At 64.0% G+C, this 23853-nt stretch carries 35 protein-coding genes; 34 read left to right on the top strand and 1 reads right to left on the bottom strand.

The features are described from left to right. Positions 1–2 precede the first annotated feature (2 nt). The 14 genes from ACSKB9_RS05245 to ACSKB9_RS05180 all read left to right on the top strand — a co-directional run bounded on the left by ACSKB9_RS05245 (position 3) and on the right by ACSKB9_RS05180 (position 8213). Positions 3–536 carry a DUF7220 family protein gene (locus ACSKB9_RS05245; protein ID WP_438080069.1) on the top strand — a complete coding sequence of 178 codons (534 nt, stop codon included), beginning with the start codon at positions 3–5 and terminating at the stop codon, positions 534–536. Continuing rightward, positions 533–700, top strand: a complete 168-nt coding sequence (locus ACSKB9_RS05240; protein ID WP_438071898.1) for a hypothetical protein — start codon at positions 533–535, stop codon at positions 698–700. The genes ACSKB9_RS05245 and ACSKB9_RS05240 overlap by 4 nt, the downstream gene beginning before the upstream one ends. A 38-nt stretch (positions 701–738) precedes the next feature. Then, positions 739–1122 (top strand): hypothetical protein, encoded by a 384-nt coding sequence (locus ACSKB9_RS05235; protein WP_438071897.1) that lies wholly within the window; start codon positions 739–741, stop codon positions 1120–1122. After that, positions 1119–2993, top strand: a complete 1875-nt coding sequence (locus tag ACSKB9_RS05230; RefSeq protein ID WP_438071896.1) for a DNA cytosine methyltransferase — start codon at positions 1119–1121, stop codon at positions 2991–2993. The genes ACSKB9_RS05235 and ACSKB9_RS05230 overlap by 4 nt, the downstream gene beginning before the upstream one ends. Positions 2994–3258: 265 nt before the next feature. Next, positions 3259–3507, top strand: a complete 249-nt coding sequence (locus ACSKB9_RS05225; protein WP_438071895.1) for a hypothetical protein — start codon at positions 3259–3261, stop codon at positions 3505–3507. Next, positions 3504–3716: a hypothetical protein gene (locus ACSKB9_RS05220; RefSeq protein ID WP_438071894.1), complete on the top strand. Its 213-nt coding sequence runs from the start codon at positions 3504–3506 to the stop codon at positions 3714–3716. Before ACSKB9_RS05225 ends, ACSKB9_RS05220 begins: the two co-directional genes overlap by 4 nt. Then, positions 3709–3975, top strand: coding sequence for a hypothetical protein (locus ACSKB9_RS05215; RefSeq protein WP_438071893.1), 267 nt, complete (start codon positions 3709–3711; stop codon positions 3973–3975). Before ACSKB9_RS05220 ends, ACSKB9_RS05215 begins: the two co-directional genes overlap by 8 nt. 58 nt (positions 3976–4033) lie before the next feature. Next, positions 4034–4855, top strand: a complete 822-nt coding sequence (locus ACSKB9_RS05210; RefSeq protein WP_438071892.1) for a hypothetical protein — start codon at positions 4034–4036, stop codon at positions 4853–4855. 2 nt (positions 4856–4857) lie between these two features. Further along, positions 4858–5250, top strand: coding sequence for a hypothetical protein (locus tag ACSKB9_RS05205; RefSeq protein ID WP_438071891.1), 393 nt, complete (start codon positions 4858–4860; stop codon positions 5248–5250). Continuing rightward, positions 5247–5453 carry a hypothetical protein gene (locus ACSKB9_RS05200; RefSeq protein WP_438071890.1) on the top strand — a complete coding sequence of 69 codons (207 nt, stop codon included), beginning with the start codon at positions 5247–5249 and terminating at the stop codon, positions 5451–5453. Before ACSKB9_RS05205 ends, ACSKB9_RS05200 begins: the two co-directional genes overlap by 4 nt. After that, a complete protein-coding gene (locus ACSKB9_RS05195) occupies positions 5426–5956 on the top strand; it encodes a hypothetical protein (RefSeq protein WP_438071889.1) in 531 nt (176 codons plus the stop codon). The genes ACSKB9_RS05200 and ACSKB9_RS05195 overlap by 28 nt, the downstream gene beginning before the upstream one ends. After that, on the top strand, positions 5953–6618 hold the full coding sequence (gene nusG, locus ACSKB9_RS05190; RefSeq protein WP_438071888.1) for a transcription termination/antitermination protein NusG: 666 nt from the start codon (positions 5953–5955) through the stop codon (positions 6616–6618). Before ACSKB9_RS05195 ends, nusG begins: the two co-directional genes overlap by 4 nt. Positions 6619–7368: 750 nt before the next feature. Continuing rightward, complete coding sequence (locus tag ACSKB9_RS05185; protein WP_438071887.1) at positions 7369–7650, top strand: HNH endonuclease; 282 nt, start codon at positions 7369–7371, stop codon at positions 7648–7650. 80 nt (positions 7651–7730) lie between these two features. Further along, complete coding sequence (locus ACSKB9_RS05180) at positions 7731–8213, top strand: hypothetical protein (protein ID WP_438071886.1); 483 nt, start codon at positions 7731–7733, stop codon at positions 8211–8213. Between the two features lie 136 nt (positions 8214–8349). Here the strand turns inward: ACSKB9_RS05180 and ACSKB9_RS05175 are convergent, their stop codons facing one another. Next, positions 8350–8790 (bottom strand): hypothetical protein, encoded by a 441-nt coding sequence (locus tag ACSKB9_RS05175; protein WP_438071885.1) that lies wholly within the window; start codon positions 8788–8790, stop codon positions 8350–8352. On the opposite strand from ACSKB9_RS05175, the gene ACSKB9_RS05170 reads away from it, so the two are divergent. From ACSKB9_RS05170 to ACSKB9_RS05075, 20 genes are all read left to right on the top strand, one after another. Then, the gene (locus tag ACSKB9_RS05170) at positions 8755–9942 is read left to right on the top strand and encodes a terminase TerL endonuclease subunit (protein WP_438071884.1); all 1188 of its coding nucleotides are present in this window, start codon (positions 8755–8757) and stop codon (positions 9940–9942) included. The two genes, ACSKB9_RS05175 and ACSKB9_RS05170, sit on opposite strands and share 36 nt — an antisense overlap. Then, positions 9942–10889: a phage portal protein gene (locus tag ACSKB9_RS05165; protein ID WP_438071883.1), complete on the top strand. Its 948-nt coding sequence runs from the start codon at positions 9942–9944 to the stop codon at positions 10887–10889. Before ACSKB9_RS05170 ends, ACSKB9_RS05165 begins: the two co-directional genes overlap by 1 nt. After that, entirely contained in the window at positions 10856–11284 is a 429-nt protein-coding gene (locus tag ACSKB9_RS05160; RefSeq protein ID WP_438071882.1) for a phage portal protein, read from the top strand. Before ACSKB9_RS05165 ends, ACSKB9_RS05160 begins: the two co-directional genes overlap by 34 nt. Next, positions 11268–12185, top strand: a complete 918-nt coding sequence (locus ACSKB9_RS05155) for a S49 family peptidase (protein WP_438071881.1) — start codon at positions 11268–11270, stop codon at positions 12183–12185. Before ACSKB9_RS05160 ends, ACSKB9_RS05155 begins: the two co-directional genes overlap by 17 nt. A 96-nt stretch (positions 12186–12281) precedes the next feature. After that, positions 12282–13598 carry a phage major capsid protein gene (locus ACSKB9_RS05150; RefSeq protein WP_438071880.1) on the top strand — a complete coding sequence of 439 codons (1317 nt, stop codon included), beginning with the start codon at positions 12282–12284 and terminating at the stop codon, positions 13596–13598. A 113-nt stretch (positions 13599–13711) separates the two neighbouring features. Continuing rightward, positions 13712–14164 carry a hypothetical protein gene (locus ACSKB9_RS05145; protein ID WP_438071879.1) on the top strand — a complete coding sequence of 151 codons (453 nt, stop codon included), beginning with the start codon at positions 13712–13714 and terminating at the stop codon, positions 14162–14164. 67 nt (positions 14165–14231) lie between these two features. Further along, positions 14232–14531 (top strand): head-tail connector protein, encoded by a 300-nt coding sequence (locus ACSKB9_RS05140; protein WP_438071878.1) that lies wholly within the window; start codon positions 14232–14234, stop codon positions 14529–14531. Then, on the top strand, positions 14512–14811 hold the full coding sequence (locus ACSKB9_RS05135) for a head-tail connector protein (RefSeq protein ID WP_438071877.1): 300 nt from the start codon (positions 14512–14514) through the stop codon (positions 14809–14811). Before ACSKB9_RS05140 ends, ACSKB9_RS05135 begins: the two co-directional genes overlap by 20 nt. 34 nt (positions 14812–14845) lie before the next feature. After that, positions 14846–15346 (top strand): hypothetical protein, encoded by a 501-nt coding sequence (locus ACSKB9_RS05130; protein WP_438071876.1) that lies wholly within the window; start codon positions 14846–14848, stop codon positions 15344–15346. A gap of 11 nt (positions 15347–15357) precedes the next feature. Next, complete coding sequence (locus tag ACSKB9_RS05125; RefSeq protein WP_438071875.1) at positions 15358–15693, top strand: phage head completion protein; 336 nt, start codon at positions 15358–15360, stop codon at positions 15691–15693. Next, positions 15693–16247 (top strand): hypothetical protein, encoded by a 555-nt coding sequence (locus ACSKB9_RS05120; RefSeq protein ID WP_438071874.1) that lies wholly within the window; start codon positions 15693–15695, stop codon positions 16245–16247. Before ACSKB9_RS05125 ends, ACSKB9_RS05120 begins: the two co-directional genes overlap by 1 nt. After that, entirely contained in the window at positions 16247–16693 is a 447-nt protein-coding gene (locus ACSKB9_RS05115; protein WP_438071873.1) for a DUF3168 domain-containing protein, read from the top strand. Before ACSKB9_RS05120 ends, ACSKB9_RS05115 begins: the two co-directional genes overlap by 1 nt. Positions 16694–16697: 4 nt before the next feature. Then, the gene (locus tag ACSKB9_RS05110; protein ID WP_438071872.1) at positions 16698–17132 is read left to right on the top strand and encodes a hypothetical protein; all 435 of its coding nucleotides are present in this window, start codon (positions 16698–16700) and stop codon (positions 17130–17132) included. Continuing rightward, a complete protein-coding gene (locus ACSKB9_RS05105; RefSeq protein ID WP_438071871.1) occupies positions 17132–17620 on the top strand; it encodes a gene transfer agent family protein in 489 nt (162 codons plus the stop codon). Before ACSKB9_RS05110 ends, ACSKB9_RS05105 begins: the two co-directional genes overlap by 1 nt. A gap of 136 nt (positions 17621–17756) precedes the next feature. Next, entirely contained in the window at positions 17757–19805 is a 2049-nt protein-coding gene (locus tag ACSKB9_RS05100; RefSeq protein ID WP_438071870.1) for a hypothetical protein, read from the top strand. Next, positions 19802–20512: a hypothetical protein gene (locus ACSKB9_RS05095; protein ID WP_438071869.1), complete on the top strand. Its 711-nt coding sequence runs from the start codon at positions 19802–19804 to the stop codon at positions 20510–20512. Before ACSKB9_RS05100 ends, ACSKB9_RS05095 begins: the two co-directional genes overlap by 4 nt. Continuing rightward, a complete protein-coding gene (locus ACSKB9_RS05090) occupies positions 20512–21123 on the top strand; it encodes a hypothetical protein (protein ID WP_438071868.1) in 612 nt (203 codons plus the stop codon). The genes ACSKB9_RS05095 and ACSKB9_RS05090 overlap by 1 nt, the downstream gene beginning before the upstream one ends. Next, positions 21105–21584, top strand: a complete 480-nt coding sequence (locus ACSKB9_RS05085) for a DUF6950 family protein (protein ID WP_438071867.1) — start codon at positions 21105–21107, stop codon at positions 21582–21584. The genes ACSKB9_RS05090 and ACSKB9_RS05085 overlap by 19 nt, the downstream gene beginning before the upstream one ends. 118 nt (positions 21585–21702) lie before the next feature. Continuing rightward, positions 21703–23130, top strand: coding sequence for a hypothetical protein (locus ACSKB9_RS05080; RefSeq protein WP_438071866.1), 1428 nt, complete (start codon positions 21703–21705; stop codon positions 23128–23130). Next, entirely contained in the window at positions 23130–23828 is a 699-nt protein-coding gene (locus ACSKB9_RS05075) for a hypothetical protein (RefSeq protein WP_438071865.1), read from the top strand. Before ACSKB9_RS05080 ends, ACSKB9_RS05075 begins: the two co-directional genes overlap by 1 nt. Positions 23829–23853 lie beyond the last annotated feature (25 nt).

The following is a 23853-nucleotide window of genomic DNA, read 5'->3' as shown; positions in this document are numbered from 1 at the left end:
TCATGTCGCTCCTGGAGAGCGCGATCAACATCCTCGTCGGATTCGGCATCAGCCTTGTCGCACAAATGACGCTGTTGCCGATGCTCGGCGTCGCCGTCACCTTCCATCAGAACTTGCTGTTTGCGCTGATCATGACTGTGATCTCGATCGTGCGGTCCTATTGCCTGCGGCGCCTGTTCGAGGCGCTGCATATCCGCCGACCGCTGTCTGCGTTCATGCAGGCTGTTATCGCGGAACGCTTTCGCCAGATCGAACGCGAGGGTTGGTCGACCGAGCACGACGACGGGTACGATCGCGGCACGCTGGGCCGAGCTGGCGCTGCGTTCATTCTGCATGCTGGCACGGAATCGCCGACCGTGCCGCATGAATGGCCTTGGACGCGCGAATGGTGGAGGCCAGCGGGCTATCGACGCGACCTAGTGCGCGGCGTCGCCTTGGCGATCGCCGAGGGCGAGCGGTTTGATCGCAATCGTAATCCGACCGGTATGCCGGCTCGACTGATGCGGCCGCTCGCTGCGCGGGAGCAGCAGCAATGACGCAGCTGGAAATCGCGGCGCTTGCGGTTGCTGCCTTCGGACTCTTCATGTTTGGTTACTCGCTTGGCTGGATGCAGCGTGGTCGCATGCGCCAGCGCCCGCATTGCCCGTGCAGCGTGGTCGAGGCGGACCTCGAGCAGCTCGTTCGGAGGTCGCAGAGATGAAACATCTCCGCTGCATTGGTGGCCCGCGCCACGGTTCGGTGATCGAATTCGCCAACCATACGAGCGACGTCCTGCTGATCGACCCACGGAAGCCGCTAGCGCCACGCACCCGCTACACGGCGCGCACCGCTTACACGCCTAATTCCGCCTATTCGGAATGGGGCGTGCACTTCCTGGCACCTGAGGATGTCACCGACGCCGAGGCGTTGCGCATCGCGCTCGGTCCAGTCGAGCACTTCAACCGCTCATGGATTTCGATCGAGGAAGAGCACGAGATCCGCGCGCGCCTTGCCTCGCTCGAGGAGGTTGCCCCGGCTGACGCAATGATCGCGCAGATCGAGGAGCGTTTTCCGAACTGGCGTTCGTTCCGCGACCTGGCCGATTGCATCGATTGCACGCTTCACGCTCTGAGGCAGTCATGACAGCTCGGCGGAAGATCGTCGTCGACCTGTTCTGCGGCTCCGGCGGTTCGTCGGAGGGCGCCGAGGAGGCATTCGACCGCCTCGGCCTCGACATGGATCTGCGCTGCGTCAACCATTGGCCGGTCGCGATCGAGACGCACTGGCAGAACCATCCGAGCGCGATCCACTACTGTCAGGATGTCGCGACCGTGCGTCCGCAGAAGGTCGTTCCGGAGGGTTATGTCGACCTGCTGATGGCGTCGCCGAGCTGCACGCATCATTCGCCCGCGCGCGGCGGCCGTCCGACGTCGGATCAGCTGCGCTCAGACCCGTGGCACATTATCCCGTGGCTGACCGAGCTGCAGGTCAGTCGCATGATCGTCGAGAACGTCTGGGCCTACGTGAATTGGGGGCCGGTCGATCCGGAAACGCAGCGGCCGATCAAGGAGCGCGAGGGCGAGTATTACCGCGCGTGGATTGAGACCATCCGCGGCCTTGGCGCGACGTCGATCGAGTGGCGCAAGCTGAATGCGGCCAATTTTGGCGGCGCCACGACGCGCGAGCGCTATTTCGGCTTCTTCCGGTTCGACGGCAAAAAGCTGCTGTTGCCGGTTGCGACGCATGCGAAACGGTCGGGGGCCGAGGCGAAGGGATTGAAGCCGTGGCGGCCGGCGCGCGATATCATCGATTGGTCGATCAAGGGCCGCTCGATCTTCGCCCGCAAGACGCCGCTGGCGCCAAAGACGATCGCGCGCATCCTGGCCGGCGCCATCAAGTTCGATTGGCCGCGGGTGCTGATCTGGATGCTCGTCGTCGAGCTGCAGCGGTCGCTGATCCACGCGCTGCGTTTCTGCCTGGCGCGCCGCCATGCCGAGCGCGCCGACCTACGCCAGCGCAATCGCAAGCGCGTCATGGCCTATGTGGCGTGGCTGCGCGAGATCCGCGCGGGTAACGTGGCCGGCGGCGCCGGATCTGCGGCGCCGATGCTGGTGACGTTGCGTAATAACGCTGACGGGCGGCCGATCGAGCTGCCGGTGCCGGCCGTCGCGGCGCGCGGGACTCATATCGGGTTGGCCGAGCCGATCATCATCAAGCAGCATTTCCGCCGGGATTCTCAATCGGTCGACGAGCCGTCGCCAGCCTCGACCGGGATCGCCCGCATCGGCCTGGTCGAGCCGTTCCTGCTCAATCGCCACGGGGACGGCTATGGCGAGACGCGCGCGCATTCGCTCGGGGAGCCGGCGCCGACCGCGGGCTGTGAGGGCGCCGGCTATGTCGTCGAGCCGTTCGTGCTGTCACGTCACGGCGGCGGGGAGCCGCGCTCGACCGGGGAGCCGGTCCCGACGCAGGTCGCGAAGCACTCGCACGTGCTGATCTCGCCGTATTACGGGTCGGGGTCCGGCGAGACGTGCCGCAGCGCCGATGAGCCGCTGCCGGTCGCAACCGCCAAGGCGCGTTTCGGCATGGTGATGCCGGTCACGCATTCGGACATGTCCAACCGGGCGCGCGACGTCGAGACCGAGCCGCTGGCGACGCTGACCACGGCGAAGCGGGGCGAGCTGGCATTCATCACCGCGCAGTTCGGCGAGCGGGCCGGGCAGGTGCCGCGCGTGCATGATCTCGCGCTGCCGGCGCCCGTGATCTGCGCGACCGGTCATCACAACCTGGTCGAGGCGACCGGTTACGACATCCTGTTCCGTATGCTCGAGCCGCCCGAGCTCGCCGCCGCGATGGGCTTTGGACGCCGCGGTCGGCCGTATCGATTTACCGGCACCAAGACCGAGCAGGTCAAGCAGATCGGCAACGCCGTCGAGGTCAACCAGATGGCGGCGAACGTCTACGCCATCATGCAGGACGAGGCCGCGCCGGCATATCTGGAGGCGGCGGAATGATCGTTCGATCGGAATGGGATTGGCCGCGCATCAGGCTCGACCGGCATGTGTACCACCCGTCGCACGGGCCTCAGCAATGGCCGTGGTGGCTTCTCGTTACGGTTCGCGTCTGTCGATGCACCCACGATCTGTATCGGTTTTTCTGGATTACGCCGATCACGTGGAATGTGTGGATTTACACCCGGTGGGGTGCGCGATGCATCACCCTTCGCGAGCGGATCGGCATCTACCGGCGAGAAGAGATAGCCGAGCGGGGTTGGTTCAAATGACCAGCGTCGAAACTTCGCAAATTGCGAACATTAAGCCGGTCTCGACCCGGCACAAATGGGGCGAAAAGGTTCGCTTTCCGCTCAAAACCGAGCAGTCCTGCCTTCGCTGCGACATGGTGAAGGTCGGCCGCCACGAATTCGAGGGCGGTCGCGACCGGTATTGGACCGAGTACTGGCGCGACGAGGAGCACATCAGGTGCGAGGCGACGCCGCCCTGTGACGCAAGACTCGAGGTGCAGCCATGAGCCGGGCGAAGGCGAAAAGGTGCGAGCGGACCACCTACATCCGGAAGGTTTCGGACGGGGTGTATGAGTACGGATGGCATTACACCTCGCGGAATTTCCGCAAGGTCTCTCCCGCCGATCCGATCGGCGCCGCCGCATCAATCGCCGAAGCATTGAGTGCTGCCGAAGCCCTCGCGGGCAGGGCAAGCGAGGGTCGCCGCGATGCCTGACGTCGAGGCCTGCTTTCGTCTGAGCGAGCCCGTGCTGCGGATATTGATCCGACAGAACGCTGATGCTCTGCGCGAATTGCAGGCGGCGGCGCCGCTCGATCCCGATTCATCGGCCGGTCGTCAGCATTGGCTGACCGTCGACGAACTGCGCGCGCAGACGCGGCGGCTCTACGCAGCGCTCGACGACGTCAAGGCCAATCCGCCAGCTCCACGCCGCAAGCGATCGTGGCGCGACCTGCCGCCGCCGTCGCAGGCGTGAATTTTAGTGCAGTTGCGTTTGTGTCCAGCTTAACGACATGCATCACGAAGCTTAGGGAATGATCATCCGTCGCCGTCACACGGCAAACTATACAACGATCGGGAACGTCCTTTTCGAGGATACGCGGCTCGCCGCCGACGAGGTCGGCATACTCGCTTATCTGCTGTCCAGGCCGCATGACTGGGAGGTCCGCAGGCCTGCGCTGATGCGCCGCTGGAACATGGGGCGCGATGCGATCAAGCGGGTCCTGCACAACCTTGTGCGCACCGGCTGGTGCCGGCCGGAAAAGGTGCGCCTTCGCAACGGCACGTTTCACATGGTCTATGAAATCCGGGATCAGCCCGGCCCGTCATTGACGGATAAGGAGGTTCGGCAGGCTTTGTCGCTGGTGTCCAGCGAGGCCGTCGCCGAGGAATCCATCGTCCGTGATGCCGTGCCGGCCACCAGACAACCACCTACGGGTTACCCGTCGCTGGCTGACCCGTCGCCGGGTGACCCGTCGCTGGCCTATATAGATATACAAAAACCGGATTCACCAAGGACGGAATTTACCCAACGATATGATGGGGAGAGCGCGGGCGCGCGCGTTTTCAGCGCGGGTTCGCAGTTGCTCGCCGATGCGTTCCTCAGGTCGCTCGGCTTCGATCGGCCGCTCGACGTGCCGCCGGAGTTTGCCGGCGTGCCTTGGCGGGCTGTGATGTGGGAACAGGCGGGCTGGACCGTCGACCTCGTCGAGGCCGAGACCCGCAGGCTTGCCGGCGACGTGCCGCTGAAGCCGCTCGCCTACTTCGAAAAAGTGTTCGCAACCGCGTTTGCCAAACGAAACTCGCCGCTGCCGGTCGCTGCCGCGCCAGCCCGCGAGCAATCCACGGGGACCTGATCATGACCGATCACGGGGAAGCGTCATTCAGGCCGCTGACCGTCTCGTTGACACGATCAGCAGTTTCGACGCCCGACCAGTCCACCTTGACGGCGTATGCAGCCCAGCGGGCCAGGCTGGTCCTCGGCTGTTACCGCAGGGCTGATGCCGCAGATCCGGACACCTATGTTGCTGCGATCGCCGCCGTGTTGTCGCGGTATCCGGAGGACGTGATCTGCAGCGTGACGCATCCGGCAACCGGACTGCCGATCAAGTGCGATTTCCTACCGACGGTGCGTGAGGTCTATCTCGCCTGCGAGGAGATCCAGCGACCACGGCGTGAGGTCGCGGCGCGCGAGGAGCGCGTCAGGCGGCAGCTGGCCGAGCGCGCCGAATTCGAAAGGGCGAAGCGATGAGCGCTGCAAAGACCAAGGCGGCGCAGCAGCCGGAGCCGGAGCACTTCCAGCCGGCGTGGACGGCCTATCCGGGGCATCAGATCATGCGGCGCGATCTCGGGCTCAATGCATTTCGCGCGCTGACGCCGGCGAAGCAAAAGCTCTGCCGCGCTGCAGCTCCGGAATATGCGATGGCGTGCTCGCGCTGGAAAAGAAGCCGATGAGCTTTCACGTGTGGGTGAAGTCCGGCGGCTTCAACGATTTTCCGGATGCGAAGCTGCCGGAGGACAAGCCGCCGCCGCCAGTTCGCCGGTTCATGCAGGGCGACGAGCTGGCCGGCCTTGCTGTCGCCGTTCGCATGGCCGAGCGGCGCGATCTCAAGACGGTCACCGATCAGCAGCTCGGTGTCGGCCTGTGGACGATCGCGGTCGTGCAGCCTGACCTGGTTGCTCTAGCCGAGTTTGTCGGCGACGCGATCGAGGACTGGCAGTTCGTCGAAGAGGGAGGCCCGCAGTTCGCCGCGTGGCGCGATCGGCTCCAGCTTTGGATGCGCGTCGAGGTCAGGGCCGAACGCATCTGGTCGGAACCGTTTGATCCGGCTGTTCACGGTTTGCCGGCGATCCATCCGGATTTCCGGTTGAGGAAGGCAAAGCACGGTCTTCGCGTGCCGCGGCCCTTTCCGCCGCGGCGCGACGGGACTTGGCGAAGGGCAGGGGAGAGCGAATGAACATGGATTACGAGGTCGGGCAGTTCGTCGGTTACGTCACCATTAGAGAGCAGCAGGCCGTGCCGGCGGCGCCTGCGGCGTGGCACGTGCTGCAGGTTGCGCCGGGTCGCGACGCAAAGGTGATCAAGGCTTTCGGCGAGCGATGCATCAGCGGGTGGTCGCCGACTGTTGCGCATGCCGTTAGCCGCGGCACCGGACAGCCGGCGCGGAAGCCACATCTCGGTAGGCTGATCGTCAAACCGTTTCTGCCTGGTCTAATCTTCCTTCCGGATTTTGAGATGGATCGCCTCGGCGAGATCCGCAGCATTCCCGACGTCGACGATCTGCTCGAATTCGGCGAGCTGCGCTCCTGGCTCAATGCCGAGGAAATGCGCCTGCTGCGCGACATCGTCGCAATCGAGAACATGCTCCCGTCGCGGCGCAAGTGGGCACTGGTGCAGCTGTATCTGAAGTACGGCTGGATCAGTGCGAAGGATGCAGAGGACGAGACCAAGCTCAAGGTCGGCCGTCGCATTCGCATCGCTGACGGTCTGTTCTCCGGCTTGCGCGCGCTGATCGAGCGAATTGACTCAAATGGCCGACTCAGCGTCTACGTCGAGGACGGAAAGCGCGGCGTCAAGGTAAGCGGTTTGACCGAGACGCAGATCGAGCTGATCGACTAATTCGCGGTGCGGTGCATACGCGGCAGCTCGGCTAAGCGCAGAGCCTGATTCCAGGCGGACGGCGCAGCTTTAAGCTTAAACATGTCAGATCGCCTCGTTCGCACCACACAGCTGATAAGCAAGCTGACGGCTAATCCGCAAATCTCAGAGGCGGATTGGTCGGTTCTCGATCGGGAGCTGCACGATCTGCTGCTGTCAAAGACGGCGGCGCTCATGAGCAGGGGCCGCTCTAAACCGATCAGGACTGGAGTCGCCCGATATCATCAAACGCTCAAGTAGAGCCCGGCCATCGCGCCGGGCTTTTGCATTTGGGTGTAGCCTCTGAAATGGCAAATGAGCGGGAAGGCGGGGCCGCACCGTCTGGAGCCGCAATCGGGCAAAGCCCGGCACGTCATTGTGTCGGGCTTTTCCATTCGCGTAGGTTACAAGCGAAGCATCGCCTTCTCTTGCTTCGGAGGGCAGCCATGTAAGCCGTGGCCCATGCGCCGATCGCAGCAATGCGGTCGGCGTTTTCGTTTGCATAGGTTGTGCGGTAGCGCCTCGCGCTACTGATGCAACTGAGCAAAGGGAGACGACGATGCTATCGAACATCATCTGGGCCATTCGCCATCCGATTTACGCGGCATCTTGGTGCCTGACTGGGCAGCCTTACTCGCATTGGGTAGGTGGCAGTCAGTAAGCCACCTGGCGTTTCCTCCCTGAGACTTGAGGCCGGCCATCGCAAGATGGTCGGCTTTTCCTTTTGGTGAGATGCCTCAGCCGCCATGGAAAGCCTGGTACAAACTCGCGCGCTGGCGAGCGTTGCGCCTGCGTATCTTCCTGCGCGATCTCTACACCTGCCAGCGCAAGAGCTGCGGTCGGGTCGAGGGCAACACGGCGTTGCTGGTGTGCGACCACATCAAGCCGCACCGTGGCAACGAGCTGCTGTTCTGGAACGAGGCCAACCTGCAGACCCTGTGTAAGACCTGCCACGATCGCGACAAGCAACGCGAGGAGCAGGCAAGTCTGCACATGCGTGGCGTCTGGGATTGAAGGGTGGGGGTGGCCTAAATCCTCAACGCAAAATCGCGCTGCGGACCGGCTGTTCTCACATAGACAGGTTTTTTTTCACCGTGACCGCGAATTTTGACCTCTTCGGCGATCCTGTGCCGGCCAACCACGGTGGCCGCGGTCGGCCGGAGCATGTTCCCACGCTCGAAAATCGGAATCGCGTCAACATGTTGCTGGCGATGGGCTGGAACAACGAGCGGATCGCAGCGACGCTGCGCGTCACGCTTCCGACTTTGCGGAAGCATTATTTTTCAGAGCTGAAGTACCGCGCCGTCGCGCGTGACCGGCTCGACGCTGTGTTGCTCATGAAGGCTTTTGAGGGAACCGAGAAGGGGCGGCTCGGCCCGTTCCTCAAACTGGTCGAGCGTAACGACCTGATGAACTTCGGGCAGACCTCGCGCCCTCGCACTGAGCCGGCCGATCCGAAACCGGAGAAGCCGGCGAAGGTCGGCAAAAAGGAAGAGGCGCTCGTTGCCGCCCAACATCCGGATGTCGGTTCGCCCTTGGGCGAGCTGATGGCCCGCCGGCAACAGTCGGTAAACTGAGAGCGCGCGGGCCATGTGGGATACGTCCTGTCCAGATTGGGAAGATCGCATCCGTAACGGGCGGTCGCTGATTCCCAATCTGCCGCTGATCGCAAGCGAGGCCGACATGGGTCTGGCGTTCTTTGACGAGATCCGGCTACCGGACGTTCCCGGCAATCCGCGGCTCGGTGATGCGGCCGGCCAGTGGTTCCGCGATTTCGTCCGAGCTGTGTTCGGATCGTGGGACCCGATCGCGAAGCAGCGGATGATCCGTGACTTTTTTGCGTTGGTGCCCAAGGGCTCGTCCAAGACGACATACTCGGCCGCGCTGATGCTGGTCGCGATGCTGATGAATTTCCGGCCGCGCGCCACGGCGCTGTTTCTCGGCGAGACGCAGGCGGTTGCCGATCGTGCCTATGAGCAAGCGGTCGGCATGATCGAGGAATTGCCCGATCTGAAACGTCGCTTCAAGCCGCGCGATTACGACAAGACGATCGAGGATCTTGTCACCAAGTCCGAGATCATGATCGCGAGTTTCGACCTCAAGATTTTGACTGGCGCAATGGCGCTGATCTTCGTGCTGCTCGACGAGCTGCATTTGCTCGGCAAGCGCGCGCATACCTCCCGGGTGCTGCGTCAGATACGCGGCGGTCTCGACAAGACCGAGGAGGGCGTCCTGGCCATCACCACGACTCAAAGCGACGAGGCTCCGACCGGTGCCTTCAAGAGCGAGCTGAAATTCGTCCGCAATGTGCGTGATGGGCTTTATCGCGGCAAAATCATTCGGCCGACGTTGCCGCTGCTGTACGAATTGCCACGCGACGTTGCCACGTTGACCCGCGAGGAGCGCAAGCTTGGCGTCGAGCCGCGTTGGATGGACCCGGCGTGCTGGCCCTGGGTGATGCCGAACATCAATCGGCCGATCACGGTCGCTTCGATGTTGGCCGATTTCGCCAGCGAGCGCGAAAAGGGCGCGGAAGCTGTCGAGGTCTGGGCGTCGCAGCACCTCAACATCGAGATCGGTACGGGCACCAAAGACGACGGATGGAGCGGCGCCGACCTCTGGGATGCACAGGTCGACGAGAAGCTCGATCTGGAAACGCTCCTCGCGCGCAGTGAAGTCGTCACCGTTGGCGTCGACGGCGGTGGCCGCGATGATTTGCTCGGTTTCGCCGTCATCGGGCGCGAGAAGGGCACCCGGCATTGGCTTTCGTGGTGCTACGGTTGGGCCGACCCGGTCGTTCTGCAGCGTCGCAGGGACATTGCTTCGCAGCTTGAGGATTTCGCCAAAGAGGATTCCTTCAAGATCCTCGATATGGCCGCGGCGCACGCCGATCTTGCCAGCATTGCCGCCCGCGTGGTCGCGAGTGGGCTGCTGCCGGAGAAAAATGCCCTCGGCATCGACCCGAACAGGGCTGCAGCGTTGTTTGAGGCGCTGTTCGGCGCCGGAGTGACCGACGGCATGATCCGGCGCTTGCTACAGGGGCCGGCGCTGGCGCCGGCAGTCTACGGTCTGGACATCAAGCTCGCCGATGGCACGTATTTCCATGCGGACCAGGCGCTGATGACATGGGTGGTCGGCAACGCCAAGGTCGAGCAGCGCGGCAACGCCGACATGATCACCAAGCAAGTCGCTGGCCGCGCCAAGATCGACCCGATGATCGCGCTGCTGCAGGCCGCGATCCTGATGAGCTGGAATCCTCAAGCGGGCATGCTTGTGACCGGCGCTGACATCCTGACGGTGGTTTGATGGGCATTCTTTCCGGCATCGGTCGCGGCTTGCGCGCAATGGCCGACTCGATCGACGTCACTAAGCCGCGCGACGAGTGGGACCCGCAATACTGGGGTGCGCTCGGCGGCGGAATGTCGATCGCAAACGTCAATGTCAGCGATTACAACGTGTCGCAGCTCGGCTCCGTCCAGTCCGTGCGCTACGGGTTGTCCTCTGCGCTCTCGACGTTGCCGGTCTCGGTCTATCGCAAGGGCGCGAACGGCGCACGAACGCCGCTGCCGGATCATCCGGCCACGCGGCTGCTCGGTTCCCGGCCGAATGCGACGAATACGCCCGGCGAGTTTATTGGCGAGCTGGCGTGGCACCTGTCCTACTACCGTAACGCCTTCGCCCGCATCCTGCCGCCGAGCGATCGGCTTGGCCCGGAGCCTTACGGTCTGGGCGGGCTTGAGCTGATCCACCCGCGGCGCCTGGCGCTGGTCGAGCGCCGTTATGACGGGCGGCTGTACTACACGTTCAATCCGCCGGCGACGATCGTGCAGAATTCCTCGCTTGCGCCGGTGACCTATCGCGAGGATGAGTTGTGGCACCTTCGCGGCAACCCGCTGCGCGAGGATGGCCTGCTCGGCGAGCCGATCTTTCAGACTGCGAAGAATGTGTTCGCCCGCGCCATCGCGGTGCATGACTATGGCGACCTGTGGTTCGCCAACTACGGGGGCACTGGTGGTATCATCAGGCATCCCGGCACGTTCAAGGACAAAGCGGACAAGCAGGAATTCCTCGACACGTGGCGGGCGAACGGTACCGGCCGCAACCGGCACCGCGATCGGCTGCTGACGCATGGCGCCGAATACACGCAGCTCAAGATCACCAACGCCGAGGCGCAGCTCCTCGAAACCGAGGATGCGGCTGATACCGCCGTGTTCGGCCTGTGGAGTTTCCCCCGCACCGCGCCGGTCGGCTGAAGCGGTCGACCAACAACAATATCGAGCAGCAGGGCGGCGAGTTCGTCGTTTACTGTCTTGCGCCGCTTGCTGTTGCGGTCGAGCAGGCTGCCGAGCGGGATCTACTGCTCGACAATGAGAACGGCGACCTTTTCATTGAATACAATTTCTTCGGCCTGTTGCGCGGCGACCTGCTCAATCGCTACCGCGCCTATCTGATCGGCCGTCAGGGCGAATGGCTGTCGGCCAACGACATCCTGCGCTGGGAAAACATGTCGCCGCGAACCGATGGTGCCGGCAACGACTACAAGAATCCGCTGACCAAGGACTCTGCCGGTGCCGACACGGGCACGGAAGAATTTGGCGTAGGCGATCGTCAACCAGGTGGCGAGGAGAAAAATGATGCCGAAGACTGACCATGGCGCGCCGGATATGCAGGCGACGGAATCCCGTTTCCGGTGGTGCTGGGGCAACGGCCACGTGATGGCGGAGCTCGCGGCGATTGATCCCGTTGTCGCGATTGAGCTGAGTACGATGGCGGCTTGTCTGGGGCGCATTCACGCTCGCGGGGAGGCTGTGGCCGCGGCGGCGCCCGCCAGCGTCACGGTGCAGCCGAGCAAGATCGCTGTGATCTCCGTGTCGGGTCCGTTGACGCCGCGAGGCAGCTGGTTCGGCTCCTCGCTGGCCGGCATCGCCTCGCAGGCGACGCGAGCCGCCGATGACCCAGACGTCGCCGCGATCGTCGGCGATGTCGACAGCCCCGGCGGCACGGTGCACGGCACCGCCGAGGCCGCGGCGGCGTTCGCCTATGCGGCCTCGAAAAAGCCCGTCATCGCCTGCGTCAACACCCTGGCGGCGTCTGCGGCCTATTGGATTGCGTCGCAGGCCTCCGAGATCGTCATGACGCCATCCGCCGACGTCGGCTCGATCGGCGCCATGGCGATGCACGTCGATTATTCCAAGGCGCTCGAGGAAGCCGGCATCAACGTGACGATGATCCGCTCCGAGCAGTCGCCGCGCAAGAACGAGGCGCATCCGTTCGGTCCGCTGTCGGATGAGGCGCGCGCCTATGTCCAGGGCCGTATCAATGACGCCGGCGCCGATTTCATCAAGGCGGTCGCCGGCGGCCGCCGCGTGTCGCAGGCCAAGGTCCGCGAGGAATTCGGTCAGGGCCGCATGTTCGGCGCCAAGGAGGCTATCTCCCGCGGTATGGCCGATCGGGTCGCAACCCTCGACCAGGTTATCGCCGGACTGGTCGCGAATGCGCCGGCAGCGCGCACCGCCACGCGCCGCCGCTCGGCGCTCGCCTTCGAGTAGTTCCCACTTTTCAGCGTGTTTCGGTTGCCCACCCGCGTCGCCGGACGGCGGGAGTGCGGGCTCTCGTGTCCGGCGTCCACCAACTAGGAGTGATCCATGAAAAAGGATCTGAAGAAAATGCGCCAGGCCCGCGCCGAGAAGGCGAAGGCCGGCAAGACTGCGCTTGATCAGCTCAACGTGCTGCTCGCCAAGGACGATGCGACCGACGCGGAAAAGGCGTCGATCACCACGCTCGAGGCTCAGGTCGATGGCCTCGAAAAGGAGGTCGCCGAGCTCGACCAGGAGATTGCTGCCGAGGAGAAGTCGGTTAAGCGCGCGACGCTGTTCGGCTCCACGGCGCTGGGCGGCCCGGCCCTGGCGACCGTCGTCAACGACACGGACCCGGCGCGGACCGCTGGCTTCAAGAGTTTGGCGGAATTCGCGGTCTGCGTCCGCAACATGCAGGTCAACGGCGTCGCCGATCCACGTTTCGCTGCGGCTGCAAGCGGCTATCAGCAGAACGGTGGTTCCAGCGGCGAGGGTGTTCTCGTGCCGGTCGAGTGGCGCGAGCAGATCTGGCAGGCTGTGTTCGCCGAGGATGATCTGCTCGGTTTCTGCAATCCGGAACCGACGCAGGGCAACGCGGTCGGCATCGTCAAGGATGAGACCACGCCGTGGGGTGCCGTCGGCGTCCAGGCTGCGTGGCGTTCCGAGGGTACTCAGATGATCGCCAGCAAGGCTGCGGTCACGCCTGAGTTGATGTCGCTGCACGAGTTGTATGCGTTCGTGCTGGCGACGCAGGAGATCCTCGACGACGCACCGCGGCTGCAGAACCGCATCACGGTGCAGGCCTCCCGCGCGATCCGTTGGAAAGCGTTTGAGGGTGTCACTTGGGGAGATGGCGTCGGCAAGCCGCTAGGCTTCATGAATTCGCCGGCCCTCGTGACCGTGGCGAAGGAGGCCGGCCAGGCGGCCAACTCGATCGTGCCGGCGAACGTGCTGAACATGTACGCGCGTCTGCTCGACATGCCTGGCGGCAATCCGATGTGGCTCGCCAATCGCGATACGCTGCCCCAGCTCGGCGCCCTGACGATTGGCAACAACGCGGCGTGGCTGCCGATCAATCAGCCGTTGGCCGGCTCGCCGAAGGGCGGCATGTTCCTCGGCGAGGCGCTGCAGTTCAGTGAGCATATGCAGACGCTCGGAACCGCGGGCGACATCGTACTGGCTGATCTCTCCGGCTACGCACTGGCGACCAAGGCGGGCGGCGGCATCGACTTCGCAGCGTCGATCCATCTGTTCTTCGACCAGAACCTGACGGCCTTCCGCTGGGTGTTCCGTTTGGGCGGCCAGCCCTATCTGTCCAAGCCCGTCGCGCCAGCGAAGGGCACTAACAGCAAGTCGCATTTCGTCGCGCTTGCCACGCGCGGCTAACCGGCGACAAACGCTCGACATCAAGGCCGCCCCGGAAACGGGGCGGCTTTTTGCTGTTTAGGGTAGAGGCTCGCGCAACCGGCGCTGCTTCGCGAAACCAGGAGAGCGACCCGATGTTCCCCATGTCAGTCAAGCCGTCGCAACGCGTGAGCGTCGTCGACGTCATCAATCCGCAGTCGGCCAATGCCGTGCAGACCACCGGCTGGATCGATGCCAGCAAGTTCCACAACTACATGGCCGTGCTGATGGTCGGCGCGCTCGGCGCTTCTGCCACGGTCGACGCCAAGATCCAGCAGGCGACGAGCTCCGGTGGTGCCGGCGCCAAGGATATTGCCGGCAAGGCCGTCACTCAGCTTACCAAGGTCGGTACCGACGACAACAAGCAGGTCTTGATCAACCTGAAGCAGGATGATCTCGACATGAATAACGGCTTCAAATTCTTCCAGCTCTCGATGACGCCGGCAGTTGCGGCCTGCCTGATCGGTGCTGCCGTGCTCGGGTTCGATCCGCGTTACGACTTCGCAACCGACAACGACGCGACGACCGTCGACGAGGTCGTCGGCTGATCTCTCGCGCCTGGCCGGGCCTCGCCCGGCCGGCGCCTCTCTTTCCCTCGCAAAGAGGCGTTCTCACATGCTGCGCACGGTCACGGCCGCAAAGGACATTGCGCCGGTTGTTACGCTCGATGAGGCAAAGGCGCATCTCCGCGTGGATCACGGGGATGATGACCTGCTCATTGCGGCGCTGGTCACGGCCGCGACGATCGCAGCGCAGGACCTGACGCAGCGTCGTTTCGCCGAGCAGGTTGTCGAATGGCCGTTGATGCATTGGCATTGCGGCTGGATCGCGCTGCCGATCGCGCCGGTAACAATGGATGACGTCGAATTCGATCGCATATGTCGACGCTGCCGGCGTGACGCAAACCCTCGATGAGTCTCTCTATGTGGTGCAGACCGCGGGGCATAGCGTGCGGATCATCCCGCCGATTGGTTCTGTTTGGCCGCTGGTCAAGCGCGACGCGCCGGAGCCAATCGTGGTGCGCTTTTCGGTCGGGCAGGCGGTTGGCGACATCGGCGCCAACATCAAGGCCGCGATCAAGATGACGCTCGGCCACCTCTATGAGAACCGCGAAAGCGTCGTGGTCGATAAGAGCGTCGCGGCCGTCGAGTTGCCGCAGGGCGCTCTCGCGCTGCTGCTGAGTGAGACCTGGTGAATTCTTCAACCGTCCAAAACAGGAGCTGGACCAAATGACTCAAGTCAATGCCGTTGTGAAAGCCTCGATCGAGGGCTCGGCGCGCCTGGCGCGCGATGGGCGCGACACGGTCGATCCGATTCCGCACTCTGACGACTACGTGTTCGGTTCCGGCACCGGGACCGGGCGGGTCGATATCGAGTTTGTCGACGATCGCGTGCTGGCGACCGCGACCAGCGAGAATCTCGACCTGTCCGGCGTCCTGGTCGACGCGTTCGGCCAGACCATCGCGGCCGCCAACATCAAGGCGATCGAGATTTCGGCGGACCCGGCGAATACCACGAACCTGACGGTTGGCGGCGCGGCGGCGAATACGTTTGTCGGGCCGTTCGCTGACCCCACGGATGCGCTGGTGCTGAAGCCCGGCGCGCGTGCGGTGCTGTTCGATCCGGCCGGCTGGACCGTGACGGCGGCGACCGGAGATCTGCTGAAGGTCGCCAACTCGGCCGGGGCCTCGGCGACCTACCGGATCAAGCTGCTCGGCGCCTCGGCGTAAGGACTGGGTTGATGTCATCGGGCGAGCTCGATCGTCGCGTCACGTTCTGGCGCCGTCCGGTCACGGAAAGTGTGGCCGGCGACGATCGCGGCTCGCTCGAGGGCGTGCTGCGGGTCTGGGCGAAGTTCAGTCCGCTATCGGCGGAAACCCGGCGGACCTATGGCTATGCCGAGGATGCCGTCACCGGCTGGCTCAAGGTGCGTGAGTCCAAGAATGTCGACCAGCTGACGCTGGCCGACCGCGTCAGCTTCGACCTCGATCCCGAGGGTAATGATTTCGAGATCGATTCAGTCGGCATCAAGGATCGCGGCGGCTACCGCTTGCTGCGCATCTCCCGGAAAATGTAATGGCCAACCTTCCCGTACCCTTCGGCAAGCAGGAGCTGCTCGGCTTCGGCCTGATCGGCCTTGACGTGCTGCAGAACCGCTTCGTCAAAATCGGGCGGTTCATCGAAAAGCACATGCGCGTCAAGGATGAGGAATCCGCGCGCGACATGGTCGGCCGCATGCGGGCGGACGTGCCGCAGGACAAGGGCAACCTCTACAACGGCATCCGCTATTGGCAGGATGGCGACGCTTGGGTTGTCCAGGCCGCGGCCGTGCACGATGACCGTAGCGGCGGCGAGGACTATTCCGGCTTCGTCGAGCATGGCACGCAACCAGGCCAGCGCGGCCGCAGCGTGACCTATGCCGTGGCCGATGGCGGCTATCATGAGAACACGTCCGGCCTCGGCGAGGGCGCAGTGCGGCCGGTCCCGCGCAGCCGTACGCGGCAGCAATATCGCACTCATCCCGGCACCGAGGCGCAGCCGTTTTTCTATGACAATGCGCGCGATGTGCTGGAGGAGCGCGGCGCCGATGCCGATGAGGTCATCGGTCTGGCGCTGGATGAGGATGACTGATGGCTGACCGTGTGCCGCAATCCGCCGTGGAGGCGCTGCAGGGCGCCGTCATTGCGCGCCTGAAGGACGATCCGGTGCTCAAGGTGCTGGTCGCGGCGCGGATCTATGACGAGGTGCCTAGCGACAAGGATCGGCCCAAGCCGCCTTACGTCTATCTCGGCGGCGTCAACCGGCGCCGCATGACCGAGCAGGGCACGTGCTCAGCGGTCCGCACCGTGACGTTCCGCCTCTATGCAGTCTCGACCGAGTTCGGCCGGCTGGAGGCTTGGTCGGTGATCGAGGCATGCGTCGAGGCGCTCGACAATAAAGAGATCGAATTGGCCGCGCCCTACACCACGTTGGGCGAGGTCGTAAAGCTGGTGAGCGATGGCGACGTCATCCAGCCTGTCACGCCAAAGTCGACGTTCGCCGATTTCACAATCGATCTTATGAAGCAAGGAGACTGAAGCAATGGGGTCCGATGCGCCGCTCTCTGGCAACCGGTTCAACCTGTACCGGATTGTCAACAATAACCCGGTTTTCGTCTGCGCTGCCGTCAATCTCGGCCTGACTGAGACCAAGCAGTTCGATGACGCGACTATGCCGGATTGCGACAACCCGACCGCGATCCCGACCCGGAAATCCGTGGTCAAGTCGAAGGAATGGAGCCTGAATTTCGGCGGCAAGGCCGTGATGAAGCACTATACGGACCTCAAGACGGACAAGGATTCCGAGGCGCCGGTGCCGTACCGCATTGTCGCCAATCCGATCGACAACCAGGGTGGCGGTCGCTGGGATGGCCTGCTGCATTTCGAGTCGCTCGAACTGACCAAGAATGACAACGGCATCGTGACGTTCACGTGCCAGTGCCGTGGTGACGGCGACCTGACATTCCTGGCGGCGTGATGCAGCTCGAGATCCGTAGGCCCTTCGCGGGCCGCGAGCGCACCCTGCGCCTGCGCATTGGCGAGGTCGCCGAGCTTGAGCGCCTCGCCAATGCCGGCATCGGCGCGATCATGGTGCGTCTCGCGACGCACCAATTCTATGCCTCCGACGTGCGTGAGGCGATCCGGCTCGGCCTGCAGGGCGGCGGCCTGACTGAGCCGGAAGCGACGGCGATCGTCATGGGTAGCGTCGACAGCAAGCCGCTCGGCGAGCATATCCAGCTCGCCGCCGATATCATCGGCGCCTATGTCAGCGGCATCCCCGACGACATCAAAAAAAAGACGATCAACCGTAGCCGAGCGGACGGTTGTGCCGGGCGATATGAGCGCCTGGTACCACCTCGGCGGCATGATGGGGCGGCTTCCCGCCGAGGTCGATCGCGAGACGCCCGCGGCGTTGTGGGCGGCTTCCAGCGCCTTCCGCACGTTCCATGCCGGCAAGACGCCTGACGACATCAGCGATGACGAATTCCTGGCAATCCTCGCGGCCGAGCAGCTCGCCGGCCGCGCCTGATCAGGTCAATCAATGGCAAATGCGCCGTTAACAATCCGATTTGCGACCGATATCGATTCCGCCAAGCGCGGGATGTCGTCGCTTGCCGCCTCGGTCGCGACCAACATGGCGTCGGTTGCCGGATCTGCGCTCGCCGCGGGCCGGACCGTAACCACGGCCGGCTCGTCGATCATCGGGACGTTCCAGTCGATCGGTAATGTGGCGTCGCTGCTCGGCCCGGCGCTCGGCGCGCTCGCCGTCGGCGCCGGGGTCGCCTATGCGGCCTTTGCGGCGGCCGGCGCGATCACCAATCTCGCGAAAGAGCGGCTCGAGGAGTACGTCAAGATTGCCGACCAGGCCGCCAAGGGCGGCGTGACGCCGGAGTTTTTCCAGCGTCAGGCCGAGGCGGCTAAGGACTACCGGATCAAGCTCGACGACGTCGCCAAGTCGTTGGCGAAGTTCCGCGAGGTCGACACGGCCAAGCTGGGGCAGGGGAAGGACGCGACCAACGGCAGCGAACTCGAGCAGCGGCTGGATGCGCTGATCAAGGCCGGGAATTTCTCGGGCAATACCGGCGTCGCCGCCTTCCGCAGCGCCAATTCGCCCGAGGAGCGTTATCGCGCCCTGGTGACGCTGATCACACAGGCAGCCGACCAAGGCGAGCGCCTGGCCGGGCTTGATCTCGCTGCCAAGTTTTTGCCGCCGTCTATGATGGAGCAGCTGCGCGCGAATTCCGGCTTCCTGAAGGATATGCAGGACAGCGCCGATAAGATCGCGGCAACCAAGATCATCCCGGACGAGGACGTCGCCCGCGCGGTTGACCTGAAAAACCGCCTCGACGACGCGCAGAAGATCCTCGCCGACAAGTGGAAGCCGATCCAGAACGATCTCGTCCAGCTCGGCATGAACTATCATGAGAACTGGGTTTCGATCGTCGAGACCATGGCGAAGGCCGTCGACCTCGCTAACCAGCTCTATCGCGCGCTCTCAAACGAACCGCAGTGGCTGAAGGATTTCGGCAACTCGTCATTCTGGGCGCGCCTGGTCGAGGCGAGCGGAAAGCTGGGCCTGAACGCGGACCCGGCCTCGCTCGGCATCACGCCGATCGGCGACAGATCATCGGTCAACAATCCGGACGGCCCGGAGATGACCGCGGCCAGGGCGCGCCTGCGCGGCGGCCTCCTCAATCCCGCGGCGGTTCGCGCGGCTGCCGAGCAGACGACCAATGTTGCCTATGGCGCGCGCAAGGACACGTCGAAGGCGCCGCGCGAGGATGACACCAAGGATCATCTTGATCAGATCGAGATGCTGATCAACCTGATGCAGAAATCCAATGACACCCTCAAGGTGCAGCTGGATACCGAGGGCAAGAGCAACATTGAGCGCGAAAAGGGCGTCGCGCTGGCGAAGGCCGAGGCCGCGGCGCGAGCCGCCGGCCGCGACCTGACTAATGACGAGCGCGCGAAGATCCTGCAGCTCGCCGAGGCTCACGGCCAGCTTGCGAACAAGCTCGCGGACGTCAAGCAGGCGCTGGCCGCCAACGCGGAGCAGGCCCGCTTCTTCGGCAATACGGCCGCGAACGCGCTCGCTGACGTCTTTGTCGACGGTCAGAAGGCCAGCGACGTCATGAACAGCCTGCTCAAGCAGTTCGCACGGCTCGGCCTGCAGGCGCTGTTCACCGGCACCGGCTCGCTGGCCTCGACGCTCGGCACTGCGCCGCTGGCGAGCGCTGGCCCCAATGCCGTCGGCGGCCTTGCGGGTTTGTTCAGCAAGCTCTTCAGCTTCGATACTGGCGGCTTCACCGGGCCGGGCGGCAAGTTTCAGCCGGCGGGCATCGTGCATAAGGGCGAGGTTGTTTTCAGCCAGGAGGACGTCAAGCGGCTCGGCCTGCAGAACCTGTTGAGGCTTCGCGCTGGGTATGCCGATGGTGGTTATGTCGGTGGATCTTCGCCGGCCATGACCGCGATGGGGCGCGGCGGCGGTCAGACCTACGCACCGAATTATCAGATCTACGCGCCGAATGCCGACCGCACGACCGTCAGCCAGATTTACCGCGTCCTCAACCAGCATTCCGAACAGCAGGCAATGCTGGCGCGGCAGATGGTGAGCATTCAGCGCTTCCAGACCAGGGGTGTGTCGTGACGATCGAATTCCCGCGCCGCCTGCTCCGCGAGCAGACCAAGGGGTGGAATCTGGTTGGCGTGGCCGCGTCTCCGGGCGTTACCGCGGAATCGGTCTCGACGTTCGTCAGGACGGACGGCGGAGGCTTCTGGACCGCGTCGATGAGCGATATCGGCCTCAGTGGCTCGACCAGACAGGAAATCAGCGAGCTGACGCGGTTGTGGCGTGCGGTCAGACAGATCGCCAACGGCGGCACGACAGGACTGATCGTGCCGTGCAATGACGCGCTGTTTCGGCCTTGGCCGGAGGGCTTCTCCCTTACCGATGGCCTTTCCGTCCCGCACAACGATGGCGCCTTATTCGGTGATGGCGCCGGCTATTATCAATCGGTCATCGATATCGTCTGCGGCGAGGCCGGCCTTCGCGATACATCGCTCGCGATCACGCTGAACTTTGCCGGTCCCTTGCTCGGCGGCGAGCGCTTCTCGATCGAGCATCCGACCAAGGAATGGCGCATCTATGAGATCGCGACCGTCGATATGTCCTCGGACGCCGCCGGCGTTATCACGTTCAACCCGCCGCTGCGTGAGGACGTGGCTGCCGGGACCCGGCTCGAGTTCGATCGCCCGCGCTGCAAGATGCGTCTCTCGGCGCCCAACGCGATGGACCTGAACGAGGCGCAATGGACGGTCAATTCCGCCAGCGCGACGTTTGTCGAGGCGCCCTGATGTTCGATTTCAACGATGCCGAGCTCGAGGCGCTGGACAGTGGCGTCTATAGCAAGGGCATTTTCTTTCGCCTGGATACTGATCCGGCCGTGCGGCTTTGGCTCGGCTTTGGCGACATCAAGCCCGGCGTCAACGTGTTCGATCCGGACGGCGCGCTCTATCAGGGTTTTGGCGCCGTCCGCGATATCCCTGTGATCTCGCAGCTGATCAACGGCACGGCGGAACGTCAGGAATTCACGTTGAGCGGGGTCGATGACAGCATTCTGGCGCTCGCGACCGGCGACGATGCTGACCGGGTCAAGGGCAAGGCCGCGACGCTAGGCTTCGCATTGATGGACGAGCGCTGGCGGTTGCTCGGAGGCCTGCATTGGTGTGCCTTCTACACGGCGGACTATCTCACGATCAACCGGCCGGTTGTCGACGGCAAGGATAGCCCGATCGTGCAGACGGTGACGTTATCGGTCGGCACGCGCTTCACGGCGCGCCGTCGGCCGACTGCCTCCTATTGGTCGGATGCTGATCAGCAGACGCGGTGGCCCGGCGATCTCTCTTGCAGCCATGTCGTCGAGTACACGCACGGCTTCAACAAGCCATGGCCGGTTTTCTCATGACGGATATCGAGGCCATGGTGGCCGATTATCTCGACGGCGTCGCCTCGCAGCGTTTCGGCTATGGCGTGCTGGACTGCTGCACGCTGATGGCCGACTGGGTCGTGCGTTGTGGGTGGCCCGACCCGATGGCGGATCGCCGCGGCGGCTACAGCACGTTCCGGCAATATCGTGCGGCGATGCGGCGCGAGGGCTGGATTGTTCGCTCATGTTCGCGGCGCTTTGCCGCGATCGGGCTGAGCGAGACCGCAAGCCCGCAGCTCGGCGACGTCTGCCTGGTGACGGCGCCGGTCGTCGGTCGCGCGCGGGATCTGCGTCGCGCGCTCCGCAGGGGGCGTCCGCTGACCGGCGTCACCGGCGCGATCTACCTCGCCGAGGGCCTTCGCGCGCTTGTCTCGACCAATGCCGGTCTAGTGATGGCGGATCTGCCGGTGCTTCGCGCCTGGAGGGTGTCCCGTGCCTGACGTGATCGGCGAGGCCATCGTTCTGGCGATCGCGTCGACCGGTGAGGCCGAGGGGCTCGTCGCCTTCGGCGAGGGCGTGTTTCTCGGCGTCTCCGGCTTCACTGCGATCGGGACCGGCGTGCTGCTCGCGACCTCGATCGGCCTGCAGTTCGCGCTCAATAATCCGGACATTCCGAAGCCGGAGAACGGCGCGGTTCCGCTCAAGCAGGGCGTCGTCGCGCGCCGGCGTGGCTACTGGATCAATCGGCTATCCGGTCCGTATTTGCTGTTCATCGCAGCTGGCGGCAATTCACAGGACATGATCGCGTTCCATAGCGGTCGGATCGAGGAGGTCTTGCAGATCTACCTGCATGATCAGCCCGTTTCTGTTTCTCCTGCGCCGACGCACGGCGCGGTTACTACGGTGGCGACCGTGGGGGCCGATCAGTATGCGGGTGTTCTGATCCAGATCTTCTATGGTCTGGATTCGCAAAATTCCTGCGACATGCTCAATCCGGACAGTACCAGCGGCTACTGGACGCCAGCTTACGCCGGGCGCGGCACGGCGTGTCTCGCCTTGTATTGCCAAAGGGCACCTGATCCGGAGGCGTTCACGAAGAGGTTTCAGCAGGGATTGCCGCTGCCGTCCGTGGTCGCAAAGTGCGCCCCGATCTGGGACCCGCGCGACCCTGCGCAATCGGTCGCTGATCCCTCGACATGGACGGCGTCGCCGAATGGCGTGCTGCAGCTGATGGATTACATCACGCTGGCGGATGGTGGCATGGGCGAGGATCGCGAGATCCTATTTCCGCCGGCAGTCGTTGACCAGTGGATGGCCGAGGCGGCGCTATGCGATCAGGTGACGAGCTACGGCCCGCGCTTTCAGACTGCGGGCTGGTATAACTTTGACAACTCGCCGGAAAGTGTCCTCGGCAACCTGTTGGCCACCATGGACGGCTGGCTCACGGAGGCGGGTGACGGCACGCTGGCGCTGACCGTCGGCGTCTATCGCGAGCCGACTGAGCCGGCCATCATGCCCAGGCACATTCTTGGTTGCACGGTGCAGTTCGGAACGGCCGACGAGGATTCAGTTAATCAGCTCGACGTCACCTTCACGAACCCCGACATTGGTTATGTCAGCGACCCTATCAATCCCGTCCGGGATGAAGAGGCGATCACGCGTGCAGGCGTTGTGCGCAACCGGCCGCTTGACCTGTCCTGGGTGCAGAACTCCGGGCAGGCCGCGATGCTAGGCGAGCGGGCGCTGCTGCGCGCAAATCCTGAAGCATCCGGCACGCTCGTCACGACGCTCTACGGTCTTCGCTACATGGGCAAGCGCTGGGTCAAGATCCAGTTTCCGCCTTACGTGAAACGGCTGAACGAGCGCGGCGTCTGCGTGGTCGAGATCCAGGACAAGGGCAAGATCGACCTGACCAACAGCCGCGTCACCTTCAATTGGCGATTGGTCGATCCTGACGAGCTCGGCGCTCTCGGTGCGAGCTCTCGGGCACTCGATTTCTCCACCCGAGGCGGAAGCCAGTATATCGCATTGTTAGAGGATATCTGATGACGACGATGAATGTGCTTGATGCGACCGGCGCACCGGTCGCGATCGAGAAACCATTGCCCCCAGGGCGCGTGGCAGCGGCGGCGTCGCGGCCTGTGGCACTGTCGAGCGAGGACTTGGCAGCCATCAATGCCATCGCTGCGGCGCTCGCCGGGACCCTCGCGGTTTCGGGTACGTTTTGGCAAGCGACGCAGCCTGTCTCGGCCGCTGCGTTGCCGCTTCCGGCTGGTGCGAGCACCGCCGCAAATCAAGCGTCGATTATCGCTGCGTTGGCGATCAACCATTCTGATGAAGTGCAGCTCCACACTGACATCGCGACCACAATCCATGCGGATTTGGTCGCCGCGACGCCGGCGGGCTCAAATTTGATCGGTCGTGCGGTAGCCGACGCCAGTGCGGCAACCGGAGGCATTGCCTCGACGGCGCGAATGGCGTCGTCGGCTGCGACGACCAACGCGACAAACGTCAAGACGGCTGCGGGCCGTCTCTATCAGGCCAGCGGCAAGAACAACGCCGCCTATGACGTGTTTTTGGTGCTCTATGATTCCGCGCTCAACCCGCCAGTGCCTGGCACCACCACGATCCGCAAAAAGATCGTCTGTCCCGCCGGGCAGGCCTTCGTCTACGACTGGCCGCTCGGCCTCTCGTTTGCGGCGGGCATTGGCTTCGCCTTCACGAAGCGTAGTTGCGGACGCTGACACGACGGTGCTCGCGGCGGCTGAC

Source organism: Bradyrhizobium sp. BR 1433, from assembly GCF_051547665.1.
GTDB lineage: Bacteria > Pseudomonadota > Alphaproteobacteria > Rhizobiales > Xanthobacteraceae > Bradyrhizobium > Bradyrhizobium australafricanum.
This window is presented reverse-complemented; position numbering and strand designations above follow the sequence as displayed.